The following is a 24,621-nucleotide window of genomic DNA, read 5'->3' as shown; positions in this document are numbered from 1 at the left end:
GCCGCCCATGAAACCCACCCGCCTGCTGCTGACCTGGCTTGCTGTGCTGCTGGGCTTGAACACCCTGCTGGGCGCTGCGGCGGCGTTGCAGCTTGAGGTGCCCGACACCCTGCACTCGGTCGCCTGGGGGCTGCTGCTGGCGCTCTTGTTGCTGGCATTACTGGATGCCGCCCGCCTACGCCGGCGCCCCTCCCCGCGCGCGCAACGGCAGATGCCCGGCAGCTTGGCATTGGGTCGTTGGGGCGAGGTACACCTAAGGTTTGAGCACGACTACCCACAACCCCTGAGCGTGCACGTATTCGACCATGTCCCCGATGGCCTGGGCGTGGAGAACATGCCCCAATCCATCGAGTTGCGACCCGGCGAGCGAAGTGAGCTGGTGTATCGCCTACGCCCTTTGCGGCGCGGGCATTTCAGTTTCAGCCGTTGCGAAGTGCACCTGCCAAGCCACTTGGGGCTTTGGGCGGCGCGACGCTTTGTCGACGTCAGCGACTCCACCCGTGTCTACCCGGATTTCGCCCGCCTCTATGGTGCGCAACTCCTGGGCGTGGATAACTGGCTGAGCCAGCTGGGGGTTCGCCAACACCCACGACGGGGGCTGGGGCTGGAGTTTCATCAACTGCGCGAGTTTCGCGAGGGTGACAGCCTGCGCCAGATCGACTGGAAAGCAACTGCCCGGCAACGCACGCCCATCGCCCGGGAATATCAGGATGAACGCGACCAGCAGATCGTGTTCATGCTCGACTGCGGCCGTCGCATGCGTAGCCAGGATGGCGAGCTGTCGCATTTCGACCATGCGCTCAATGCCTGCCTGCTGCTCAGCTATGTCGCCTTGCGCCAGGGTGACGCCGTGGGGTTGTGCACCTTCGCCGGAGAGCGGTCGCGCTACCTGGCGCCGGTCAAAGGCAGCAGCCAGTTGAACCTGCTGCTCAACGCGGTGTACGACCTGGACACCACCCGACGCACGGCCGACTACGAGGTCGCAGCCACCCAATTGCTGGCTCGACAAAAACGCCGTGCGTTGGTGATCGTGGTCACCAACCTGCGGGATGAGGACGATGATGCGTTGCTGAGCGCCGTCAACCGCATCAGCCGCCAACACCGGGTGCTGGTGGCAAGCTTACGCGAGGAGGTACTCGATCAATTGCGCCAGGCCCCGGTGCAAACCTTGGACGAAGCCCTGGCCTACAGCGGCGCCGTAGACTACCTCAACACCCGCAATGAACTGCACGACCGTTTGGCCGCCCATGGCCTGTCGGTGCTGGACACCTCGCCATCGGAGCTGGGAGCGGATCTGGTAACACGCTACCTGGGTTGGAAAAAGGCCGGAGTATTCTGAAGCGCCGAGGGCGCAGCCACGGCTGGGGTGGTCCCCTGGCCGTGCCGATTGCGCACTGGATCTAAGCGGAAGCCTGCACGTGGTCAAAACTGAAGTAGTGCAACAACAGGTTGATCAGTTGCCCATACTCCGCAGGCGCCTGGGACAGGCTGAACCCCGAATCGTAATGCTGTGGATTGATATCTTCCCGGCTCCACAAGCAGGTCGCCGTCAGATCCACTACAAGCACAGAGGCTTCAGGCCCGGGCATCTTCAAGCGTAGCTCGAAGTCGACGCCGACCATCATGGGTAATTGGCTGATTAACATCAGCCCGCCTTCCGAGACATTACCTAAAAAGCCAATGGGCTTATCGGTTAGACGGTTAAACACTTGCAGGAAACAAGGTAACTGGTGCCGTTCGATCCGTCGGTCGGTAAACATGGTGAGATCGCCATCCAGTGGCCATGACTCTGGCCGTGCCAGTGATAAGGAACGAGCAACATCGCTCGCTCTCCCTGGATTCCGACGTGACAACAACACGTTTGTCACAGGACAACTGCCGAATCCGGGCCCCACATCCGTTCGAATGAAAACTTGTACAAACGAACATTCAAAGAGTAGCCCAAGACTGGCAGCTGGCCAGCTATTAAATGACGAATATCATCACAAAGACGCTGGACGTGCCTGTGCGGTGCTCGCGCCGGAGTAATGCCCCAGCTGTTGCAAGGTATCGAGCCGCGCGCGGGCACGGTATGCGTACTCGCTCGACGGATATTGATTGATGATGAATTGATAGGTCTGCACAGCATCGACGAACAGTTTCTGCCGCTCCAGGCATTGCCCGCGCAGCATCGAGACTTCCGGCTGCACGTAGCGTCGGCTGCGGCTTTCACGATCGACCTGGGACAACTCCAGGGTCACGCGCTCGCAATCGCCAACCTTGTAGGCGCGGTAGGCGTTGTTCAAATGGTGGTCCATCGACCAGCGGGTGCAGCCGACAACACTGACGGCCAGGGCAGCAATGAGCAAAATTCGCATGAGGGTTCTCCTGTCTTGTGCAATGTATCGACCCCTCGCCGAAAATCTTCAAGGTTGTTCGTAATCAGCCGCAGCGAAAACAAGTCAATCCTCGATAAGTAGTGCAAACGAACAATGACTACAACGATAGAGCATAGTAGCCTTCCTCAGCGCTTGAACTCAGGAGTCTGTGCATGTCCGTCCGTCGTACCAAAATCGTCGCCACCCTTGGCCCGGCCAGTAACTCGCCGGAAGTCCTCGAACAGCTGATTCTGGCTGGTTTGGACGTTGCCCGTCTGAACTTCTCCCACGGCACCCCAGACGAGCACAAGGCTCGCGCCAAACTGGTGCGTGACTTGGCCGCCAAGCACGGCCGCTTCGTGGCACTGCTGGGTGACCTGCAAGGCCCGAAAATCCGTATCGCCAAATTTGCCAACAAGCGTATCGAGCTGAAGATCGGTGATCAGTTCACCTTCTCCACCAGCCACCCGCTGACCGAAGGCAACCAGCAAGTCGTGGGTATCGACTACCCGGACCTGGTCAAGGACTGCGGCGTCGGCGACGAACTGCTGCTGGACGACGGCCGCGTCGTGATGCGCGTCGACACCGCCACTCCGACCGAACTGCACTGCACCGTGATCATCGGCGGCCCGCTGTCGGACCACAAAGGCATCAACCGTCGTGGTGGTGGCTTGACCGCACCGGCCCTGACTGAAAAAGACAAGGCCGACATCAAGCTCGCCGCCGAAATGGAAGTGGACTACCTCGCCGTGTCCTTCCCGCGCGACGCCGCCGACATGGAATACGCCCGTAAACTGCGCGACGAAGCCGGCGGTACCGCTTGGCTGGTGGCGAAGATCGAACGCGCCGAAGCCGTGGCCGATGACGAAACCCTCGACGGCCTGATCAAGGCTTCCGACGCCGTGATGGTTGCCCGTGGTGACCTGGGCGTGGAAATCGGTGACGCCGAGCTGATCGGTATCCAGAAAAAGATCATCCTGCACGCACGCCGTCACAACAAAGCGGTAATCGTGGCGACCCAGATGATGGAGTCGATGATCCAGAACCCGATGCCGACCCGCGCCGAAGTGTCCGACGTGGCCAACGCCGTGCTCGACTACACCGACGCCGTGATGCTCTCGGCGGAAAGTGCTGCCGGCCCGTATCCGCTGGAAGCGGTGCAAGCCATGGCGCGTATCTGCGTCGGCGCCGAAAAGCACCCGACCAGCAAGACCTCCAGCCACCGCATCGGCAAAGAGTTCGAAAGCTGCGACCAGAGCATCGCCCTGGCCGCCATGTACACCGCCAACCACTTCCCGGGCGTGAAGGCGATCATCGCCTTGACCGAAAGTGGCTACACGCCGTTGATCATGTCGCGCATCCGTTCCTCGGTGCCGATCTACGCGTTCACCCCACACCGCGAAGCCCAGGCTCGCGCGGCGATGTTCCGTGGCGTGTACACCGTACCGTTCGACCCGGCTTCGCTGGCACCCAATGAAGTCAGCCAGGCAGCCATCGACGAGCTGGTCAAACGCGGCGTTGTGGAAAAAGGCGACTGGGTCATCCTGACCAAGGGCGACAGCTACCACACCACCGGCGGCACCAACGGCATGAAGATCCTGCATGTGGGCGACCCACAGGTCTGAGTGATCGGCTGCTGAAAAACAAAAGCCCCGCCATGTGAATGGCGGGGCTTTTTGCATTTCAAACCGGCTGATGTGTTGGCTTGGAGGGCCCCTTCGCGGGCAAGCCCGCTCCCACAGTTAACCGCGTACATCCTGAAGGAACTCGGTCGAATGTGGGAGCGGGCTTGCCCGCGAAGAGGCCAGACCAATCACCAAAGCTTCATCGCCGAGTGATAAAAGCCGACAACGCCGCCACCGCCTCCGGCGACCGCAACCGCTGGGTAAACAACGCCCCCTCTTCCTCGATCACCCGCCGCAACTGCTCGCGATCCACACCCTTCATCAGTTGCTTGGTCACCTGCACCGCCCCCGGCGCCAGGTCTTCAAAACGTGTAGCCATTTCCCGCGCCTTGGCCAGCGCCGCTTCGCCGCTCGCCAACGCCTCAGTGGCAATCCCCCACGCGGCCGCCTGCTCGCCGCTGAAACCTTCGCCCAGCAGCAACAATTCAGCCGCCTTTGCATACCCCAACAAGCGCGGCAGGATCAGGCTCGAACCAAATTCCGGACACAACCCCAGATTGACAAACGGCATACGCAAACGCGCATCGCGGCTGACGTAGACCAGGTCGCAATGCAGCAACAGCGTGGTGCCAATCCCCACCGCCGCGCCCGCCACTGCGGCGACCACCGGCTTGCGGCAGTTGAGCAGGCTTTGCATAAAGTGAAACGGTGGGCTGTCGAGGCTGGCGGGCGGCTGCTGAAGGAAGTCGCTGATGTCGTTGCCGGCGGTAAAACACGCGCTGCTGCCCTGGATCAGGACGGCACGAATAGCATCATCCGCGTCAGCCTGTTCAAACGCCTCGGCCAACTGCGTGTACATCGCGCGGGTCAGGGCGTTTTTCTTGTCAGGGCGGTTGAGCTGCAAGATCAGCAACCCACGTTCGCGGTGCTGCAGGATGGCGTCGGTCATGGCGATTCTCGCGGCCTTGGAATTCAGCGCTCAACCACGGGGCAGGAACACATCGGCCAGCAGTTGATTGCGCGGCAGGCCCGCCAGGAACAGGCGCTTGGAAAACGCCTCGACCTGGGTCGGGTGCCCGCAGAGTAAGGCCAGGGTTTGCCGCGAAACAAGCCGCAGTTGTGCCAATGCCTGGGGCGCCTGCGCCGCCGTCCACAACTCCACGGTCAGGTTGGGATGCTGGGCGGCCAGCGCAGCCAAGGGCTCGGCCAGATAATGCCCATCCGCATCATGGGCCTGGTGAATCACGCGGATGGCGCCCTGGTGATCCTGGCGCAACGCCTCGCGCAACACGCCCCACAGCGGGCCGAGGCCGGTGCCCGACGCCAGCAGCCACAACGGCCGGGATTGCCAGTCGGGATCGTATTGCAGCGCGCCGCCGCGTAAGTCGCCCAGACGCAGAACGTCGCCAACCTGCAACTGCCGGGCACGATCACTGAATTCACCGGGCTGTCGGCAATCGAGGTGAAACTCCAGGAACGGCTCTTCCTGGGGCAAGCTCGCCAGGGAATACGGGCGCGCCACCTGCCCCGCCCACAACACCAGATGTTGCCCGGCGCGATAACGCAGGCCGCGCTCCGGTTGCAGACGCAGGCGCAGCACCGTCGAGCTCAGCCAATCGGCCCCCACCACCTGGGCGGCCAAACCGTCACGTGTCGGGTCAAAGGTTTCGACGCGTAGATCGCCGCTGACCTGGCACTGGCAGGCCAATCGCCAGCCCTCCTCGCGTTGCGCCGGGCTCAAGGCTTCCGGCTGCCGATCAGACACCTCACCGGCGCAGCGCACCAAACACGCATGGCAACTGCCGGCGCGGCAACTGTAGGGCACAGCCACACCCGCCTGGTTCAGCGCATCCAGCAGATTGCTGCCGGGGGCGACCGACCAGTGGCGTTCGCCGACGTGCAGTTCAGGCATATAAAGGTCTCAATCTCAGGGGATGGGCACAGGGAATCATGCCTGCGACAGTTTGACCATAGTCGGGTGTATCGGCCACCGCGCCGGGTTATACTGCCGCGCCTTTTTAGCGTCGCGCCTGCACCATTGGCGTGCCTTGGAAAGGTGGTTCCAGCCGACCGATGCAACACTGGAGCCACCTTTATTGAATGTTCCCTTATAGAGGAGCGCGACTCATGACCGTGATCAAGCAAGACGACCTGATTCAGAGCGTTGCCGACGCCCTGCAATTCATTTCCTACTACCACCCCGTTGATTTCATCCAGGCCATGCACGAAGCCTACCTGCGCGAAGAATCGCCAGCGGCCCGTGACTCCATCGCCCAGATCCTGATCAACTCACGCATGTGCGCCACCGGCCATCGCCCGATCTGCCAGGACACCGGTATCGTCACCGTGTTCGTGCGCGTGGGCATGGACGTGCGTTGGGATGGCGCCACCATGGGCCTGGACGACATGATCAACGAAGGCGTGCGTCGCGCCTACAACCTGCCGGAAAACGTCCTGCGTGCATCCATCCTGGCCGACCCGGCAGGCGCGCGTAAAAACACCAAGGACAACACCCCGGCGGTCATCCACTACTCCATCGTCCCGGGTAACACCGTGGAAGTGGACGTGGCGGCCAAAGGCGGCGGCTCCGAGAACAAGTCGAAAATGGCCATGCTCAACCCGTCCGACTCGATCGTTGACTGGGTGCTCAAGACCGTTCCGACCATGGGCGCCGGCTGGTGCCCACCGGGCATGCTGGGCATCGGCATCGGCGGCACCGCCGAGAAAGCCGCGGTGATGGCCAAGGAAGTGTTGATGGAATCCATCGACATCCACGAGCTGAAAAAGCGCGGCCCGCAGAACCGTATCGAAGAGATGCGCCTGGAGCTGTTCGAGAAGGTCAACCAACTGGGCATCGGCGCCCAGGGCCTGGGTGGCCTGACCACCGTGCTCGACGTGAAGATCATGGACTACCCGACCCACGCCGCCTCGCTGCCGGTGTGCATGATCCCCAACTGCGCCGCCACCCGTCACGCGCACTTCGTGCTCGACGGTTCGGGCCCGGCGTCGCTGGAAGCGCCACCGTTGGACGCCTACCCGGAAATCGTCTGGGAAGCCGGCCCATCGGCCCGCCGCGTCAACCTCGACACCCTGACCCCGGAAGAAGTGCAGAGCTGGCAGCCGGGCGAAACCGTGTTGCTCAACGGCAAGATGCTCACCGGTCGCGACGCCGCGCACAAGCGCATGGTAGAGATGCTGAACAAGGGCGAAACCCTGCCGGTAGACCTCAAGGGTCGCTTCATCTACTACGTCGGCCCGGTTGATCCGGTGCGCGAAGAAGTGGTTGGCCCGGCTGGCCCGACCACCGCGACGCGGATGGACAAGTTCACCCGCCAGATCCTCGAACAAACCGGCCTGTTGGGCATGATCGGCAAATCCGAGCGCGGCCCGACTGCGATCGAAGCGATCAAGGACCACAAGGCCGTGTACCTGATGGCCGTGGGCGGCGCCGCTTACCTGGTGGCACAAGCCATCAAGAAGTCCCGCGTTGTCGCGTTCGCCGAGCTGGGTATGGAAGCGATCTACGAGTTCGACGTCAAAGACATGCCGGTCACCGTTGCGGTGGACAGCAAGGGCGAATCCGTACACATCACCGGTCCTGCCATCTGGCAGAAAAAGATCAGTGAAAGCCTGGCGGTAGAAGTGCAGTAAGCGCTTCCCCGCAAGGATAAAGGCGACTGCGGCCCCATGGCCCAGTCGCCTTTTTTATGGCTGACACTTTTGTTGGGCCGAGTGCGGTCAAATGTGGGAGCGGGCTTGCTCGCGAATGCAGTCTGTCAGTTGATGCATATGTAACTGACACACCGCATTCGCGAGCAAGTCCGCTCCCACACAAGCCACACGTCACAAGATTCAGGGCGCTCATGATATGGTGCACTCCCCTCACTGCGCCTGTTCATCACCGTATGATCGTGATCCCTCGCCCCCTGCGCCTGACCTTCTACTCCCTGCTGATCATCGCCGGCGCGCTGCTGGCCGCCGCCTTGGCCACCCGCCATGCCGAACGCCAGGCATTGGTAGACGACGCCGCCCGCGCCAATCAGCAACTCGCGCTGTACGCCAACTCCCTGCACACCCTGATCGAACGCTACCGCGCCCTGCCCGCCGTGCTGGCGCTGGACTCGGAAATGATCAATGCGTTGAAAGGCCCGCTGGATGCCGCTACCCAGGACGTGCTCAACCGCAAGCTGGAGCGCATCAACGGCGCCGCGCAGTCGTCCACCCTGGAGCTGATGGACCGCACCGGCCTGGCCGTGGCCGCCAGCAACTGGAACCTGCCGAGCAGTTATGTCGGGCACAACTATGCGTTTCGGCCGTATTTCAGCCAAACCCTGAGCCAGGGCACCGGGCGCTTTTACGCCGTCGGGGTGACCACCGGGGTGCCGGGGTATTTTCTCTCCAGCGCGGTGGAGGATGAACACGAGCAGTTCCTCGGCGCCATGGTGGTCAAGCTGGAATTTCCCGAGCTGGAACGCGAATGGGCCCAAGGCAACGACCTGCTGTTGGTCAGCGACGCGCGGGGCATCGTGTTTATCGCCAATCAGCCGGGCTGGCGTTATCGCAACCTGCGGCCGTTGTCGGCCACCGATCTGGCCGAACTCAAGGCCACCCGCCAATACGACAAGAAACAACTGGAGCCCCTGGAGACCGAGGCACTGCAGCGCTTTGACGACAACAGCCACCTGGTGCGCGTCAACGGCCCCGATGGCAAGGCCAACTACATCTGGGAATCCCTGCCGCTGAAAGCCGAAGGCTGGACCTTGCACCTGCTGCGCAAGCCGCAGTTTGCCTTTGAGGACCAACGCAACGCCGGTCTTGCCGCCGCCGGTTCGTGGCTGGCGTTGGTGTTCCTCGTGCTATTCCTCACCCAACGCTGGCGCCTGGCCCGTTTGCGCCAGCGCAGCCGCGAAGAGCTTGAGCAACTGGTGGAAGAACGCACACAAGCCCTGCGCACAGCCCAGGATGGCCTGGTGCAATCGGCCAAGCTGGCGGCATTGGGGCAGATGTCCGCCGCCCTCGCCCATGAGATCAACCAACCGCTGACCGCCCAACGCATGCAGTTGGCCACCTTGCGCCTGCTGCTCGACCACGGTCGCGTGGAGGACGCCTACAAGGCCCTCACCCCGCTGGACGAAATGCTCACGCGCATGGCCGCGCTCACCGGCCACCTCAAGACCTTTGCGCGCAAAAGCCCCAGCGGCCTGCGCGAACGCCTGGACCTGGCAATGGTGGTCGATCAGTCCCTGCACCTGCTCGACGCACGCCTGCGCGACGAATCCATCGGCGTGGTACTCGACCTGACCCGCCCGGCCTGGGTGCGCGGCGACGCGATCCGCCTGGAACAGGTGCTGATCAACCTGCTGCGCAATGCCCTCGATGCAATGGCCAACACCTCGCGCAAACGCCTGGAAATCCGCCTGCACGCCGACCAGCAACTGTGGCAACTGACCGTCAGCGACAGCGGCGGCGGGATTGCCGAAGAACACCTCAACAGCGTGTTCGACCCGTTCTTCACCACCAAGCCGGTGGGTGACGGCCTGGGTCTGGGGCTGGCAGTGTCTTACGCCATCGTGCATGAACTCGGCGGGCGCCTGATCGCCGGCAACCGTGGCGACGGCGCGGTATTTACCTTGACCTTGCCCATCGCACTGGAGACACCCGACCTATGCTTAACGCAGTGATTGTGGTCGATGACGAAGCCAGCATCCGCACGGCCGTCGAACAGTGGTTGAGCCTGTCGGGCTTTGAGGTGCAGTTGTTCAGTCGCGCCGAAGAATGCCTGGCGCAATTGCCCAGGGACTTTCCCGGGGTGATCCTCAGCGATGTGCGCATGCCCGGCCTCAGCGGGCTGGAGCTGCTCGCCGAAGTGCAGCGCCGCGACGCCGACTTGCCGGTGATCCTGCTGACCGGTCACGGCGATGTGCCGATGGCGGTGGAAGCGATGCGCGACGGCGCCTACGACTTCCTCGAAAAACCCTTCAGCCCCGACGCCCTGCTCAACAGCCTGCGCCGGGCGTTGGACAAACGCGGGCTGATCCTGGAAAACCGCCGCTTGCATCAACAGGCCGATCATCGGTCGCAGTTGGACTCGACGCTGCTCGGCGTGTCCCGGGGTTTGCAGAACCTGCGCAGGCAAGTGCTGGACCTGGCGAGCTTGCCGGTCAATGTGCTGATCCGGGGCGAGACCGGCAGCGGCAAGGAACTGGTCGCACGCTGCCTGCATGAGTTCGGCCCACGGGCGAAAAAACCGTTTGTCGCGCTCAACTGCGCGGCGATCCCCGAGCAACTGTTTGAAGCCGAGTTGTTCGGCCACGAAAGCGGTGCGTTCACCGGCGCCCAGGGCAAGCGCATAGGCAAGCTGGAATACGCCCACGGCGGCACGCTGTTCCTCGATGAAATCGAAAGCATGCCCCTGGCCCAGCAGGTCAAACTGCTGCGGGTGTTGCAGGAGCAGAAATTGGAGCGATTGGGCTCCAACCAGAGCATCCATGTGGACTTGCGCATCATTGCCGCGACCAAGCCCGACCTGCTGGAAGAGGCCCGCGCCGGGCGTTTTCGCGAAGACCTGGCGTATCGGCTGAACGTCGCACAACTGCGCCTGCCGCCGTTGCGGGAGCGGCGCGAAGATATTCCGCTGCTGTTCGAACACTTCGCCCATAGCGCGGGCGAACGCCTGGGCCGCACGGCGCAACCGCTGAGCGGCGCGCAGCTGGGGCGCCTGCTCAGCCATGACTGGCCGGGCAATGTGCGCGAGCTGGCGAACGTCGCCGAACGTCAGGTGCTGGGGCTGGGCGAGCCGGAGCCGGAAGGGATCGAGGCGGGGCAGTCGCTGGCGGCGCAGCAGGAAGCGTTTGAAGCGCATTGCTTGAAGGCGGCACTGACGCGGCACAAAGGCGATATCAAGGCGGTGCTGGCGGAGTTGCAACTGCCGCGGCGGACGTTGAATGAGAAGATGCAGCGGCATGGGTTGGTCAGGGAGATGTTTCTCTAGCGACCTTCAGGCCTCATCGCGGCGGTGCGACGATTCGACAAGCCCGCTCCCACATTTTTGAATGTATTCACAAATCAATATGTGGGAGCTGGCTTGCCTGCGATGAGGCCGGCAGCCATAAGCGGATTTCCGCTCATCACCCCCCATTCATCAGCAACTTTCCGCTCAAAAAAATCCCCCAACCCCTCTAGACCGGGCCTTCATCCACCTGGCACAGCTCCTGCTATAGCCCCAGCCAGGCTGTGCCCAGGCACGCTTCATAAAAACAACTAGATGAAGGATCCTTCAATGGATAACTCCAACGCCCTGCCTCTGGGGTCGGCGGCCGCGCCGGCAAAAGAGCGCACCACCTCCAGCCGTATCAAGTCGATCTTCAGTGGCTCCGTCGGCAACATGGTCGAGTGGTACGACTGGTACGTCTACGCCGCGTTCTCGCTGTACTTCGCCAAGGCCTTTTTTCCCGCCGGCTCCTCTACCGCACAACTGATGAACACCGCCGCGATCTTTGCCGTGGGCTTTATCATGCGGCCCATCGGTGGCTGGTTGATGGGCATGTATGCCGACTACAAAGGTCGCAAGGCGGCGCTGATGGCCTCGGTGCTGCTGATGTGCTTCGGCTCGCTGCTGATCGCCCTGACTCCCGGTTATGACACCATCGGCATCGGCGCACCGATCCTGCTGGTGCTCGCACGCTTGCTGCAAGGCCTTTCGGTGGGCGGTGAGTACGGCACTTCCGCTACCTACCTGAGTGAAATGGCGACCAAGGAACGTCGTGGTTTCTTCTCCAGCTTCCAGTACGTGACGCTGATTTCCGGCCAGCTCATCGCCCTCGCGGTGTTGATCGTATTGCAACAGACCCTGACCACCGAGCAGTTGTACGCCTGGGGCTGGCGTATCCCGTTCGCTATCGGCGCGCTGTGTGCAGTGGTTGCGCTGTACCTGCGTCGCGGCATGGAAGAAACCGAGTCGTTCACCAAGAAGGAAAAAGCCAAGGAAAGCGCGATGCGCACCTTGCTGCGTCACCCCAAGGAAGTATTGACCGTGGTCGGCCTGACCATGGGCGGCACCCTGGCGTTCTACACCTACACCACCTACATGCAGAAGTACCTGGTGAACACCGTCGGCATGAGCATTTCCGACTCCACCACCATCTCGGCGGCAACGCTGTTCCTGTTCATGTGCATCCAACCCCTGGTCGGTGGGCTGTCGGACAAGGTAGGCCGGCGGCCGATCCTGATCGCGTTCGGCATTCTCGGCACCCTGTGTACCGTACCGATCCTCACCACCCTGCACACCATCCAGACCTGGTGGGGCGCGTTCTTCCTGATCATGGCCGCGCTGATCATCGTCAGCGGCTACACCTCGATCAACGCCGTGGTGAAAGCCGAACTGTTCCCCACCGAAATCCGTGCGCTGGGCGTAGGCTTGCCGTATGCGCTGACCGTGTCGATCTTCGGCGGCACGGCTGAATACATTGCGCTGTGGTTCAAGAGCATTGGCATGGAGACGGGCTATTACTGGTACGTGACCGCGTGTATCGCGGTGTCGCTGGTGGTCTACGTGACCATGAAAGACACCCGCAAGCATTCGCGGATTACCACGGACTAAAGACGCTGGGAGCGAGCTTATGTGGCGAGGGAGCTTGCTCCCGCTGGAGTGCGGAGCACTCCCAAGATCTTGGGGCCGCTACGCAGCCCAGCGGGAGCAAGCTCCCTCGCCACAGCAAGCCCGCTCCCACATTTTAGTTTTGTGTCGCCTGGCTAATGCGGTCACGCCCATACCGCCTCTGCGCATACGACGCCCCCGCAATCATCGCCACTAACACCGCCGCCAGCACCGCTGACGAGCCAATCGTGCCGAAATCCAGCCCGCCCTTTTCATAGGGTTTGGTGAGGAAGTCCCCCAGTGTTGCGCCAAACGGCCGGGTCAGCACGAACGCGACCCAGAACAACAACACCGACGAGATTTGCGTGAAGTACTTGAGCGCAACAACCACGGCGATGGTCGAGCCGATCAACAACGCGCCGCCGGCAAAACCCAGCCCCGAATCGTCCGCCAGGAAGTCGCCCAACGCGGTGCCCAGGGTGTTGGAAAACAGAATCGCCATCCAGTAGAACAACTCCCCGCGAAAGGTCTGCACCTTGTTCACGTTCAGCGAATCGCCGCTGAGGTGCCACATGGCGAAGATAATCATCAGGATCACAATCAGGATCATCGACCCCGTGGCGTAACCCAGACCCAGGGTGCGGTCCATAAAGTCCGACATGGTCGTGCCAGCCGTGCTGGTGGACAGGATCACGATCCAGTACAGCACCGGGTTGTAGGTTTTCGACCAAAGTTGCGTCAGCAGGGTGACGAGAAACACGCTGATCAGGATCATCGAGCTGAGGGCGTAGCCGACATTCAGGGTCATCGACAACAAATCCCCAGCGGTTTCACCGAGGGTGGTTGCGCAGATTTTCATGACCCAGAACGCCAAGGTGATCTGAGGAAGTTTATTCATGGGGTGGGAGGCTCCGAGGCGCAGTCATTCAATTGCGCGCAGACTGAACGGGGAGCTGTGAAAAATAGGTGGGCGCGGTATGAAAATTCCATATCGCCGATGGAAATTCTCCGCCACGCCTTGCAGTATGGGCGCCTCATTGCACCCGATCGCAGGAACCCCGGCCATGCCCGACGACATTCATTTCTACGAACCCGCCAACGGCCACGGCCTGCCCCATGACCCGTTCAATGCCATCGTCGGCCCGCGGCCCATCGGTTGGATTTCGTCCCACGACAGTGACGGCCGTCTGAACCTGGCGCCCTACAGCTTCTTCAATGCCTTCAATTACATTCCGCCGATCATTGGGTTTTCCAGTGTCGGGCGCAAAGACAGCCTGAACAATATCGAACAGACCGGCGAGTTTGTGTGGAACCTGGCGACCCGGCCGCTGGCCGAGCAGATGAATCAGAGTTGCGCGGCGGTATCGCCTGAGGTGAACGAATTCGAACTGGCTGGACTGACACCGGTGGCGTCAAAGGTCATCAAGGTGCCACGGGCGGGTGAGAGCCCGGTGTCGTTTGAATGCAAGGTGACGCAGATTATTCAGCTGCAACGGGCCGATAAGGAGCTGGTGCCGAGTTGGCTGGTGCTGGGCGAGGTAGTGGCGGTGCATATTGCCAAGTGGTTGCTCAAGGATGGTATCTACGACACCGCCGCCGCCGAGCCGATTTTGCGCGGTGGTGGCCCAGCGGATTACTTCCAGTTAGGGCCAGAAGCCTTGTTCAAGATGTACCGCCCAGGCGCCACCAAACCCTGACTGAAATGCGATCAAAACTGTGGGAGCGGGCTTGCTCGCGAAGGCGGCGTGTCAGTCGACATCTTTATCAACTGACAGACTGTATTCGCGAGCAAGCCCGCTCCCACACAAGCCCGCTCCCACAGTTTGTGGTTAGTGGTGAGGGTTAGACGGTGGCAGGCGCCCAGGCCAACTGGCCTTCTTCGTCAACATCGACCAACCGCTCCAACTGCAACGCAGCCGCATCATCAGCATCAGACGCCGTCTTGAATTTCTGTCCATCAAGGATCTTGTGAAAGCGCGGGGCGCCCATGCCATCCAGTGCCTTCACGGCGACGGCGGCGCTGTAGCCACCCTCTCCCGGCACTACGGCGGAAACGGCTTCGTGGTGGGCAAATTCTTTACGTGCCATGTTGCAGGTCCTGGCCAATGGGAAGTCGGCCATTCTAAACCTGATTCACCCGGCGAGTTGCAGGTACTCGCCATAAGCATTGGCGGCGGATGCATCGGTGAAGGTCTGGAAATCCATGCTGCGGATGACCATGTCGTTCAACAGCTCGGTGAAGATCATCAAGGCCGGCGAGTTGAAGTAGACGCTCATCGCCTGCTCGCTGCTCCAGAAACCTGAGACCAGCCACACATCGGCGTCTACCTGGGACTGCTGCAACGAGAATTGCAGGCAACCCTGAGCCTGGCGGCCCGGTTCGATCAAACTGCTCAAGCGTGCACCGAGTTCGGTGCTGCACCCGCTGCGGGCGCGGATAAAGGCCATATGGCTCGCGGGAATGGGGGTGGGCATGTTCGACTCTCCCGTTGAGAAGTGATGCTCGGCAAACACTGTGGGGGCGTGTTGCCACAGGATCAAAGATAACGGCGCGGGGCCGGGCGCGGTTAGTCGATTCCTGCCGGCTTATTGCACAATCCTGCGAGAAGCGCAGACAGGCGACCTGGCCCGCTGGATTTATCGCAGGCACAGACTCAGTGTTTCAGGCAGATGACAGGCCTCGTACTTGCCTGATTCACGACTTATCGCAGGATCAGGCAAGGATTGTGCAGAATCGACGTAACACTTTTGCACAACCCGCCGCTAAGCTGAGCCCATCAAAAAAGCGTGTAGAGGCCCACCCATGTCGTCGCCTGAACATCAGCCCGTGCCCCTCGATGCCGAGATGGAAAAACAGCGCGCCGAACTGGCCAGCATCGTGCACCGGCACACCTGGGAGGACGGTTCCTACGGCACCGCGATCACCTCGCTGTACCTGAACCGCCACAATACGCCGCGCGATTTCATGCCGGTGCTGGTGGAGCCCGCCCTGTGCATCCTCGCCAGTGGCAGCAAGGAAGTGCGCCTGGCCGACGAGATCTTCGCCTACGACCCGCTCAACTACCTGGTGTTCTCGGTCGCCATGCCCGTGGCCGGGCGCATCATTGAGGCCACGCCTGAAGACCCCAACCTGTCGGTGCGCATCAATATCGACCCGGCGCAACTCACCGCGCTGATTGCCGAAGCCGGGCCGATGGGCGTGCCGTCGCGGCCGACCGCCCGGGGCATGTACGTCGACCGCATCGACCATGCACTGCTTGATGCGGTGCTGCGGCTGGCGCGCTTGCTGGACACACCGAAAGACATCGCCATGCTCGCGCCGTTGATCAACCGCGAGATTCTCTATCGCTTGTTGCGTGGGCCGCAGGGTTATCGGCTGTATGAAATTGCCGTGGCCAACAGTCAGAGCCATCGGGTCAGCCAGGCGATCACTTGGTTGAACGGTAACTATGAACAACCGTTGCGCATTGATGACCTGGCCAAGGAAGTGAACCTCAGCGTCTCGACCTTGCACCACCGGTTCAAGGCGATTACGGCCATGAGCCCGCTGCAGTATCAGAAGCAGCTGCGCTTGCAGGAAGCGCGACGGTTGATGATTGCCGAAGGGCTGGAAGCGTCGGCGGCGGGGTATCGGGTGGGGTATGAAAGCCCGTCGCAGTTCAGCCGGGAATACAGCCGGTTGTTTGGTGCGCCGCCCCTGAGAGACCTCGCCAGACTGCGCCAAAGCATCTGACCCAAATACAGATCGAACTGTGGGAACTGGCTTGTGTGGGAGCTGGCTTGCCTGCGATGGCGGTGGATCAGCCAATACATCTGTTGACTGACATACCGCTATCGCAGGCAAGCCAGCTCCCACATTGGTTCTGCATGCATTCAGTCGAGACCGCGGGGTAATTGCAGGGTGACTCGCAATCCACCCTCACGCAAATTCTGCAAACTCACCTCCCCCCCATGACTGTGGGCAATATTGCGCGCAATCCCCAATCCCAAGCCATACCCCTGCTGCTGCCCGGCCAAACGGAAGTGCGGCTCAAACACCTGTTCCAAGCGCTGCTCCGGCACACCCGGGCCTTCATCATCCACATGCAGGATGAACTGCGCGCCATCGTCCTCGATGTGCAAATGGGCGGTCTGCCCGTACTTCAAGGCGTTGTCGATCAGGTTGCCGATGCAGCGCTTGAGCGCCAGCGGTTTGCCCGGGTAGGTGGTCAGCGCGCGGCCGTGCTGGGTCACGCGGCCGTTGCCGTTGGGGGCCAGGTACGGTTCCACCAGGCAATCGAGGACGTGGTTGAGGTCCACCGGTTCGATGTTTTCGTGGATGTCGGTGTCTTTCACGCATTGCAGCGCGCCTTTGACCAGCAACTCCAATTCATCCAGGTCGCGGCCGAACTTGGCTTGCAGGTTTTCGTCTTCGAGCAGCTCCACGCGCAAGCGCAGGCGGGTGATAGGCGTACGTAGGTCGTGGGAAATCGCGCTGAACAATTGGCTGCGTTCGGTCAGGTACCGGCTGATGCGTTCACGCATGGCATTGAAGGCGCGACCCACTTCCTCCACTTCGCTGCCGCCGCCTTCGGCCACCGGTTCGACGTCGGCGCCCAGGGACATGTCCCGCGCGGCCCGTGCCAGGCGCTTGAGCGGGCGGCTTTGCCAGTGCACCAGCAGGCCGATGAACAGCAGCAAAAAGCCGCTGGTGAGCACGATAAACCACACTTGCTGGGACGGCAGGCCCTGTTCTTCCAGGCTGGTGTAGGGCTCGGGCAACAGCGAAGCGATGTACAGCCATTCGCCGGGCGCGAGCTGGATCTGCGTGACCAGCACCGGCGGGTTCACCGGTTCCAGGGTCAGCGCGTAATGCGCCCAGGAGCGTGGCAGTTCATCGAGTTTCAAGCCAGCGTTAAAGATACGCAGGTCTTCGGCACTGACAAATTCCACCGAGATATGCACGTCGGCGCCGAGGGTCTGGCGCAGCACTTCGTCCACCGCCACCAGCACCGCCTGCTTGCGCGGGGTTTCCGGCAGCACTTGCATGTCCAGCGGACGGTCATTGAGGGTCACCACAAACCGCGTGCCGCCCATGCTGCGCAATTGGTCGAGGACCAACGGGCGATAGGCCACTGGCAACGAGCGGAAATAACTCACGCTGGCGGTCATCGAATGCGCCAGGCTGCGGGCGCTGGTGACCAGGCCTTCGAGCTGGGTGGCGCGCAATTGCGAAACCCAGATCACGCTCGACAGCGCCTGGGCAAACAACACCACCAGCAAGGTCAGCAGCAACATGCGCCCCAGCAGCGAACGCGGCACCGGAAAACGCCGGCGGCGCTCAGTCACAGGTTCAGTGGGCATTGCCGGCAACCACGCTGGCTGCCAGTTGATAACCGCTGCCGCGCACGGTGCGGATCAGCCGCGGCGGTTTTTCGGTATCGCGCAGGCGTTGGCGCAGGCGGCTGACGGCCATGTCGACGATACGGTCCAGCGGCATCAGGTCACGGCCACGGGTGGCGTTGCCGATGGTGTCGCGGTCGAGGATCTGTTGCGGGTGGTCGAGAAACAACTTGAGCAGGGCAAAGTCGGCGCCGGAGAGGATCACTTCTTCGCCATCGAGGTGGAACAACCTGTGGCTGATCATATCCAGGCGCCATTCATCAAACACCAACACGTCGCTGCTGCCCCGTTGCTCCTGGCCGAATTGGGCACGGCGCAACAGCGCCTTGATCCGCGCTTGCAGCTCGCGGGGGCTGAAGGGTTTGCCGATGTAATCGTCGGCGCCCAGTTCCAGGCCGATCACGCGGTCGGTTTCGTCGGAGCTGGCAGTGAGCATGATGATCGGCACCTGCGCCTGGCGCGGGTGCTGGCGGATCCAGCGGCAAAGGCTGAAACCGTCTTCGTCGGGCAACATCACGTCGAGGATGACCAGGTCGCACGGCGCCTCGTTCATCGCCTGGCGGAACCCCGCACCGTCCGGTACGCCACGCACCTGGAAGCCGGCACGACTGAGGTAGGTTTGCAGCAATTCGCGGATTTCCTGGTCGTCGTCGACGAGGAGAATGGATTTACTGATTACGCTCACGGGGCCTCCTTGTTGTTATGGCCAAGCTTAAGTCATTTGTTGCCCTTGAGGCCCTCATCGCAGGCAAGCCAGCTCCCACATTTTGACCGTGTGAACCCGGTCAACTGTGGGAGCTGGCTTGCCTGCGATAGGGCCATCACTGCCTACGCAAAAGCCTGTTCAAGCGCCACGCCCGCCCCAGTCAACCCGGAGTAAGGCGCCGTCACCAACCACACCGGAATACCCTTGAAGTAGTCACTCATGCAGCCTTTGTCGCAAAAACTCTTGGCGAAACCACTGTTGATAAAGAAGTCGGCAAACCTCGGTATCACCCCGCCCACGATATACACACCGCCGCGCCCGCCGGTGGTCAGCACGTTGTTCCCCGCCACGCGGCCCAGCCAGATGCTGAACTGGTCCAACACTTCCATCGCCACCGGGTCGCCGGCCAGGCCTGCGGCCGTGATGGCCTCGGGCGTGTCCAGCACCGGCGTGTGCCCATCCACCGCGCAAATCGCCCGGTACAGACGCGGCAAGCCGCCGCCGCTCAAGGCGGTTTCGGCGCTGACGTGACCGATTTCCGTGTAGATGTGCTGCCACAGCTGGGTTTCACGCGGGCTGCTCAGGGGCAAGTCGACATGGCCGCCCTCCCCCGGCAACGCCGCAAAGCGACCGCCACCCAAGTCCAACAGCGTGCCGACGCCCAGGCCGGTGCCCGGGCCGATCACCACGGCCGGGCGCAACGGTTCCGGTGTGCCTTCGCAGACCACACGGAATTCATCGGGCTTGAGGCGGGTCATGCCCAGGGCCATGGCCGAGAAGTCATTGACCAGCAGCAGCTCATCCACCTGCAACGTCTTGCAAAACGCCGTCTTGCTCAGGCGCCAGTGATTGTTGGTGAACTTGAACTCATCGCCACTCACGGGACCTGCCACCGACAGGCATACCGCGCCAATCGCACCGATTTGCAGGCCTTCTTCCTTGAGGTAAACCTTGATCGCGTCCTCAGGGCTGGCGTGATCCGCCGTGGCGTGCACGCGGATCGAATGCAGCTCCTGGTCCCGCCACAACGCAAACCGCGCGTTGGTTCCACCGATATCACCGACCAGCGCAAGCTTCACTTAAGCGTCTCCAGGGCAGAGGTAAAGGCGCTGGCGCCCTGCTCTGCGGAGCTTGCGGCCAAGCGCATAAATGCAAACAGCTCGCGACCAGCCCCCACGTTATTGCCCAACAGGCCCGTGGCAGGCGCGCGCGCTGCAAATTCTTCGGCGTCCACCTTAAGCTCCAAGGTGCCCTTCACGCCATCGACGCGAATGATATCGCCATCACGCACCCGCGCCAGTGGCCCGCCGCTCTGGGCTTCGGGGTTGACGTGGATCGCGGCGGGGATCTTACCCGAGGCGCCGGACATGCGCCCGTCTGTGACCAACGCGACTTTGAAACCACGGTCCTGCAACACGCCCAGGAACGGGGTCATCTTGTGCAGTTCGGGCATGCCATTGGAGCGCGGGCCCTGGAAACGCATCACGGCAACAAAGTCTTTTTCCAGCTGGCCGGCCTTGAAGGCATCGGCCAAATCCTGCTGATCCTGGAACACCACCGCCGGTGCTTCGACGATTTGATGCTCAAGGGCCACGGCCGACACCTTCATCACACCACGGCCGAGGTTGCCTTCCATCACCCGCAAACCGCCTTCCGGGGAGAACGCACGGGCCACCGGGCGCAGGATGGTTTCGTCGAGGCTTTCGATAGGCCCGTCGCGCCAGATCAGCTCGCCGTCCACCAGGAACGGTTCCTGGGTGTAGCGGCTCAGGCCCTTGCCCGCGACGGTGTTGACGTCTTCGTGCAACAGGCCGGCTTCGAGCAGTTCGCGGATCAGGAACGACATGCCGCCCGCCGCCTGGAAGTGGTTGATGTCGGCCTTGCCGTTTGGATAGACGTGGGACAGGGTCGGCACCACCTCGGAGAGGTCGGCCATGTCCTGCCAGGTAAGGATAATGCCCGCCGACATGGCGATGGCCGGCATGTGCAGGGTGTGGTTGGTGGAACCACCGGTGGCGTTGAGGGCGACGATGGAGTTGACCAGGGATTTCTCGTCGACGATCTCGCCGATCGGCGTGAAGTTGCCGCTGGCCTTGGTCAGGCGCGTGACCTGATGCGCGGCTTCGCGGGTCAGCGCGTCACGCAGCGGCGTGTACGGGTTGACGAACGACGCACCAGGCAAGTGCAGGCCCATCACTTCCATCAGCAACTGGTTGGTGTTGGCGGTGCCGTAGAAGGTGCAGGTGCCGGGGCTGTGGTAGGACTTCATCTCCGATTCCAGCAGCTCTTCGCGAGTGGCCTTGCCTTCGGCGTAGCGCTGGCGCACGTCGGCTTTCTGCTTGTTGGAGATACCCGATGGCATTGGCCCGCCTGGCACGAAGATCATCGGCAGATGGCCGTAGCGCAGCGCGCCCATCATCAGGCCGGGAACAATCTTGTCGCAGATGCCCAGCATCAGCGCGGCGTCGAACATGTTGTGGGACAGCGCTACCGCCGTGGACATGGCGATCACTTCACGGCTGAGCAGGCTCAGCTCCATGCCGGGCTCGCCCTGGGTTACGCCGTCGCACATGGCGGGGGTGCCACCGGCGAACTGGCCGACCGAGCCGACTTCGCGCAAAGCTTTTTTGATTTGTTCCGGGAAATGTTCGTACGGCTGGTGCGCCGAGAGCATGTCGTTATATGACGAAACAATTGCCACGTTGGCGGCGTTCATCATGCGCAGGCTGTTTTTGTCTTCGGTGCCGCAACCGGCCACGCCGTGGGCGAAGTTGGCGCATTGCAGCTTGCCGCGCATCGGACCGTCGCTGGCTGCGCCGCGAATGAGCGCAAGGTAAGCCTCGCGGGTGGCGCGGCTACGGGCGATAAGCCGTTCGGTGACCTCAAGAACGCGGGGATGCATGTGTAGAACTCCAGGCTAACGGATGTGGCGACCTGAGTGTCTATGCTGATCAAACGCCCGCTACGCATGGGATGGCAGGGTGTCGTTTAAATCATCGGACCAGTTGATTCAGGTCACTCGTTGTAGATTGAACAAAATATTGCCACTAAAAAGGCTTGTTTTCTATTTTTATGCGAATAATCTTGTAATTCTTACAACAAATCGACGACAGGCACTCTCCAATGACTCTTCGTATCGCAATCAATGGTTTTGGCCGTATTGGCCGTAATGTCCTGCGCGCACTGTATACCCAAGGCTACCGCCAGGATTTGCAGATCGTCGCCATCAACGATCTGGGCGACAGTTCGATCAACGCCCACCTGCTCAAATACGACACCGTACATGGCACTTTCGAAGCAGAGGTCGCCCACGATCAGGAAAGCCTGACCGTCAATGGTGACCGGATTGCCGTCAGTGCCATTCGCAACCCCGCCGACCTGCCGTGGGCTGCCCACAAGATCGACGTGGTGTTCGAATGCACCGGCCTGTTCACTGACCGTGACAAGGCGGCCGCCCATATTACCGCTGGCGCGCGCAAGGTGATCATTTCTGCACCGGCCAAGGGCGCGGACGCGACCGTGGTCTACGGCGTAAACCATGACATTCTGCGCCAATCCCACCAGATCATCTCCAACGCCTCGTGCACCACCAACTGCCTGGCGCCGGTGGCCCAGGTGCTGCACCGCGAACTGGGCATCGAAAGCGGCCTGATGACCACCATCCACGCCTACACCAACGACCAGAACCTCACCGACGTCTACCACACCGACCCGTACCGCGCGCGCTCGGCCACCCAGAACATGATCCCGAGCAAGACCGGCGCCGCCGAAGCGGTGGGCCTGGTGCTGCCGGAACTGGCGGGCAAGCTGACCGGCATGGCCGTGCGGGTGCCGGTGATCAACGTGTCGCTGGTGGACCTCACCGTGCAGTTGAAGAAAGACGCCACGGCCGAACAGGTCAACGCGCTGCTCAAAGAAGCCAGCCAGCACTCGAAAATCCTCGGCTACAACACCCTGCCGCTGGTTTCGAGTGACTTCAACCACAACCCGCTGTCGTCGATCTTCGATGCCAATCACACCAAGGTCAGCGGCAAATTGCTGAAAGTGCTGGCCTGGTACGACAATGAGTGGGGCTTCTCCAACCGTATGCTGGATAACTGCCTGGCGCTGTGCAACGCCGAATAATCCCTGCCGCCGCTGGCTTGTGTGAGAGCTGGCTTTTTGTGGGAGCTGGCTTGCCTGCGATAGCATCACCTCGGTCTGACTGAAAGACCAAGGTGCCTGCATCGCGGGCAAGCCCGGCTCCCACAGGGATCTGCTCAGTCCTGCAACGTGCCACTTGCCATTTGCGTTGATGATAAGCATTATCATTAACTGCAAATCGGTCTGGTATCACTGTGAGCCAATCTCGCTTCAACCAAGTCTTTCTCACCCAACGGGTGATTCTGCTTCGCACCTTGCAGCGCATGGTGAATAACCACAGCACCGCCGAGGACCTGTTGCAGGAAACCTACCTGCGCGTCACCCGGGCCCTCAGTGAGCGGCCTATCGATCACCTCGAACCTTTCGTCTACCAAACGGCGCGCAATCTGGCGCTGGACCACCTGCGCTCCCGCAGGATCCAGGCCCGCACGTTGCAGGAAGATGTCCCGCTGGACATCCTGCAAAGCGTCGCCGCACCCATCAGCACGCCCGAAGATGCCACCCAGGCCGAGCAATTGCTTGAGCACCTGAGCGTCAGCCTGGGCCAGTTGAGCGCCCGCCAGCAGCAGATCTTCATCCTCAGCCGCCTGCACGGTTGCAGCTACCAGGAGATTGCCGATCAGTTGGACGTGTCCTTGAGCACCGTGCAAAAGGAACTGAAATTGATTATGGCCATCTGCGTAGGTGTGGCCGAAAGGTTGGATCGGCCTTAAGCTTCACCCGATTACGCTGTAGGAAAGATCAATAAAACGTGGCGAAGACCCGAGGAACACCGTGACGGACCCGAATAAACGGCACCCCCATGAGCTGGCTCATGAGGTGTTGCAAGACACGGCTATGGACCAAGCCCTCGATTGGCTGATCGCCTTGCAATGCCCGTTGCCCGGGCAACAGGCCGAATTTGAAGCCTGGCTGGCCAGCGACCCGGCCCACCGCCAAGCGTTCGCCAAGGCCCAGGCCGCCTGGGGTGGCGCGCCAGTGCACAGCGCCGCCGTGGCCCTCGCCGCGCCGCGCAAACCGAGCGCCTGGCGCCGGATCAAACCGCACTGGAAACCCCTGGCCACCGCTGCCGTGCTGCTGATCGGCCTGTTCAGCTTCAGCAACCTGCCGGTGCGCCTGCAAGCCGATCATCTCACCGTGGTCGGCGAACGCCAGCGCCTGCAATTGGACGACGGCGCCAAGGTGCTGCTGAACACCAACTCGGCGTTTTCCAGCCGCATCAAGGACCAGCAGCGCATCGCCCGCCTGTACCAGGGCGAAGCGTTTTTTGAAGTGGCGCCCAGCCACGGCCTGCCCCTGGAGATCGACGCCGGCCCGGTGCGCGCCAGCGTGCGCGATACCGCCTTCGCCGTGCGCTACCTCAATGGCGAGGCGCAGGTGCAGGTGCAACGCGGCGACGTCGACCTGAGCAACACCTTCGACGACGCGCGCGTGCGCTTGAGCGCCGGGCAAAGTATCCGCATCGGCCCCAAGGGCTTCGGCCCGCCCGCCAAGCTGGACGCCAACAAGGACCTGGCCTGGGTCCAGGGCCGGCTGATCTTTGAGAACTGCCCGATGAGCGAAGTGCTCGCCGAGCTGCGCCGCTATTACCCGGGCTGGATCGTCAACAACAACGAGCAACTGGCCAGCGTCGCCGTCACCGGCAACTACCGCCTCGACCAGCCCCTGGACGTGGTGCGCTCACTGGCCCACATCACCTCGGCCAAGCTGTCGGAATACCCGGCGCTGGTGATCTTGAACTAAATGAGAATTATTTTTACTCGATAACCTCTGGCGGTACGTCTCGTCTTAGCCAATGCAACTGATTCCCAT

22 protein-coding genes are annotated in these 24,621 nt (G+C 61.8%); 11 read left to right on the top strand and 11 right to left on the bottom strand.

The features are described 5' to 3' along the window. Positions 1–7: 7 nt before the first annotated feature. Entirely contained in the window at positions 8–1,339 is a 1,332-nt protein-coding gene (locus tag ACZRMO_RS15835; protein ID WP_463973418.1) for a DUF58 domain-containing protein, read from the top strand. 61 nt (positions 1,340–1,400) lie between these two features. On the opposite strand, the gene ACZRMO_RS15830 is transcribed toward ACZRMO_RS15835, so the two are convergent. Both ACZRMO_RS15830 and ACZRMO_RS15825 read right to left on the bottom strand, forming a co-directional pair. After that, entirely contained in the window at positions 1,401–1,760 is a 360-nt protein-coding gene (locus ACZRMO_RS15830) for a PilZ domain-containing protein (protein ID WP_463973417.1), read from the bottom strand. A 222-nt stretch (positions 1,761–1,982) separates the two neighbouring features. Next, entirely contained in the window at positions 1,983–2,357 is a 375-nt protein-coding gene (locus ACZRMO_RS15825; RefSeq protein WP_124524969.1) for a tol-pal system YbgF family protein, read from the bottom strand. A 173-nt stretch (positions 2,358–2,530) separates the two neighbouring features. On the opposite strand from ACZRMO_RS15825, the gene pyk reads away from it, so the two are divergent. Then, on the top strand, positions 2,531–3,982 hold the full coding sequence (gene pyk, locus ACZRMO_RS15820) for a pyruvate kinase (RefSeq protein ID WP_207040618.1): 1,452 nt from the start codon (positions 2,531–2,533) through the stop codon (positions 3,980–3,982). Positions 3,983–4,181: 199 nt separating this feature from the next. Here pyk and ACZRMO_RS15815 read toward each other — a convergent pair whose 3' ends face one another. Beyond that, a complete protein-coding gene (locus ACZRMO_RS15815; protein ID WP_463973416.1) occupies positions 4,182–4,931 on the bottom strand; it encodes an enoyl-CoA hydratase-related protein in 750 nt (249 codons plus the stop codon). Between the two features lie 30 nt (positions 4,932–4,961). Next, positions 4,962–5,894: an iron-sulfur-binding ferredoxin reductase gene (locus tag ACZRMO_RS15810; protein ID WP_463973415.1), complete on the bottom strand. Its 933-nt coding sequence runs from the start codon at positions 5,892–5,894 to the stop codon at positions 4,962–4,964. 215 nt (positions 5,895–6,109) lie between these two features. Here ACZRMO_RS15810 and ACZRMO_RS15805 point away from each other — a divergent pair, with 215 nt between their 5' ends. The 4 genes from ACZRMO_RS15805 to ACZRMO_RS15790 all read left to right on the top strand — a co-directional run bounded on the left by ACZRMO_RS15805 (position 6,110) and on the right by ACZRMO_RS15790 (position 12,581). Continuing rightward, positions 6,110–7,633 carry a fumarate hydratase gene (locus ACZRMO_RS15805; protein WP_016971118.1) on the top strand — a complete coding sequence of 508 codons (1,524 nt, stop codon included), beginning with the start codon at positions 6,110–6,112 and terminating at the stop codon, positions 7,631–7,633. A gap of 254 nt (positions 7,634–7,887) precedes the next feature. Beyond that, complete coding sequence (locus ACZRMO_RS15800) at positions 7,888–9,663, top strand: ATP-binding protein (protein WP_463973414.1); 1,776 nt, start codon at positions 7,888–7,890, stop codon at positions 9,661–9,663. Then, entirely contained in the window at positions 9,648–10,973 is a 1,326-nt protein-coding gene (locus tag ACZRMO_RS15795) for a sigma-54-dependent transcriptional regulator (protein ID WP_463973413.1), read from the top strand. The genes ACZRMO_RS15800 and ACZRMO_RS15795 overlap by 16 nt, the downstream gene beginning before the upstream one ends. Before the next feature lie 288 nt (positions 10,974–11,261). Beyond that, positions 11,262–12,581, top strand: coding sequence for an MFS transporter (locus tag ACZRMO_RS15790; RefSeq protein ID WP_124524981.1), 1,320 nt, complete (start codon positions 11,262–11,264; stop codon positions 12,579–12,581). A 133-nt stretch (positions 12,582–12,714) separates the two neighbouring features. Here the strand turns inward: ACZRMO_RS15790 and ACZRMO_RS15785 are convergent, their stop codons facing one another. Then, complete coding sequence (locus ACZRMO_RS15785; RefSeq protein WP_463973412.1) at positions 12,715–13,476, bottom strand: COG4705 family protein; 762 nt, start codon at positions 13,474–13,476, stop codon at positions 12,715–12,717. A 166-nt stretch (positions 13,477–13,642) separates the two neighbouring features. Here ACZRMO_RS15785 and ACZRMO_RS15780 point away from each other — a divergent pair, with 166 nt between their 5' ends. Beyond that, positions 13,643–14,275: a flavin reductase family protein gene (locus ACZRMO_RS15780; protein ID WP_463973411.1), complete on the top strand. Its 633-nt coding sequence runs from the start codon at positions 13,643–13,645 to the stop codon at positions 14,273–14,275. Positions 14,276–14,420: 145 nt separating this feature from the next. Here the strand turns inward: ACZRMO_RS15780 and ACZRMO_RS15775 are convergent, their stop codons facing one another. Then, on the bottom strand, positions 14,421–14,699 hold the full coding sequence (locus ACZRMO_RS15775; RefSeq protein ID WP_463973410.1) for a hypothetical protein: 279 nt from the start codon (positions 14,697–14,699) through the stop codon (positions 14,421–14,423). A 12-nt stretch (positions 14,700–14,711) separates the two neighbouring features. Beyond that, a complete protein-coding gene (locus tag ACZRMO_RS15770) occupies positions 14,712–15,053 on the bottom strand; it encodes an antibiotic biosynthesis monooxygenase family protein (RefSeq protein WP_463973409.1) in 342 nt (113 codons plus the stop codon). 328 nt (positions 15,054–15,381) lie between these two features. On the opposite strand from ACZRMO_RS15770, the gene ACZRMO_RS15765 reads away from it, so the two are divergent. Further along, positions 15,382–16,311 carry an AraC family transcriptional regulator gene (locus tag ACZRMO_RS15765; RefSeq protein ID WP_463973408.1) on the top strand — a complete coding sequence of 310 codons (930 nt, stop codon included), beginning with the start codon at positions 15,382–15,384 and terminating at the stop codon, positions 16,309–16,311. Between the two features lie 140 nt (positions 16,312–16,451). On the opposite strand, the gene ACZRMO_RS15760 is transcribed toward ACZRMO_RS15765, so the two are convergent. From ACZRMO_RS15760 to edd, 4 genes are all read right to left on the bottom strand, one after another. Further along, on the bottom strand, positions 16,452–17,921 hold the full coding sequence (locus ACZRMO_RS15760) for an ATP-binding protein (protein WP_124524987.1): 1,470 nt from the start codon (positions 17,919–17,921) through the stop codon (positions 16,452–16,454). Next, positions 17,911–18,645, bottom strand: a complete 735-nt coding sequence (locus ACZRMO_RS15755; RefSeq protein WP_017738074.1) for a response regulator — start codon at positions 18,643–18,645, stop codon at positions 17,911–17,913. Before ACZRMO_RS15755 ends, ACZRMO_RS15760 begins: the two co-directional genes overlap by 11 nt. Before the next feature lie 143 nt (positions 18,646–18,788). Beyond that, on the bottom strand, positions 18,789–19,745 hold the full coding sequence (locus ACZRMO_RS15750) for a glucokinase (protein ID WP_463973407.1): 957 nt from the start codon (positions 19,743–19,745) through the stop codon (positions 18,789–18,791). After that, positions 19,742–21,568: a phosphogluconate dehydratase gene (edd, locus tag ACZRMO_RS15745; RefSeq protein WP_124524989.1), complete on the bottom strand. Its 1,827-nt coding sequence runs from the start codon at positions 21,566–21,568 to the stop codon at positions 19,742–19,744. The genes ACZRMO_RS15750 and edd overlap by 4 nt, the downstream gene beginning before the upstream one ends. 221 nt (positions 21,569–21,789) lie before the next feature. On the opposite strand from edd, the gene gap reads away from it, so the two are divergent. The 3 genes from gap to ACZRMO_RS15730 all read left to right on the top strand — a co-directional run bounded on the left by gap (position 21,790) and on the right by ACZRMO_RS15730 (position 24,552). Continuing rightward, complete coding sequence (gap, locus tag ACZRMO_RS15740) at positions 21,790–22,791, top strand: type I glyceraldehyde-3-phosphate dehydrogenase (protein ID WP_064453966.1); 1,002 nt, start codon at positions 21,790–21,792, stop codon at positions 22,789–22,791. A gap of 212 nt (positions 22,792–23,003) precedes the next feature. Further along, positions 23,004–23,522, top strand: coding sequence for an RNA polymerase sigma factor (locus ACZRMO_RS15735; protein ID WP_122674402.1), 519 nt, complete (start codon positions 23,004–23,006; stop codon positions 23,520–23,522). Between the two features lie 61 nt (positions 23,523–23,583). After that, positions 23,584–24,552 carry a FecR family protein gene (locus ACZRMO_RS15730; RefSeq protein ID WP_463973406.1) on the top strand — a complete coding sequence of 323 codons (969 nt, stop codon included), beginning with the start codon at positions 23,584–23,586 and terminating at the stop codon, positions 24,550–24,552. The last annotated feature ends 69 nt before the right edge of the window (positions 24,553–24,621 follow it).

The organism is Pseudomonas sp. B611, assembly GCF_055407965.1.
Note: the sequence above shows the minus strand (reverse complement) of the source record. Positions and strands in the feature narration are given on the sequence as shown.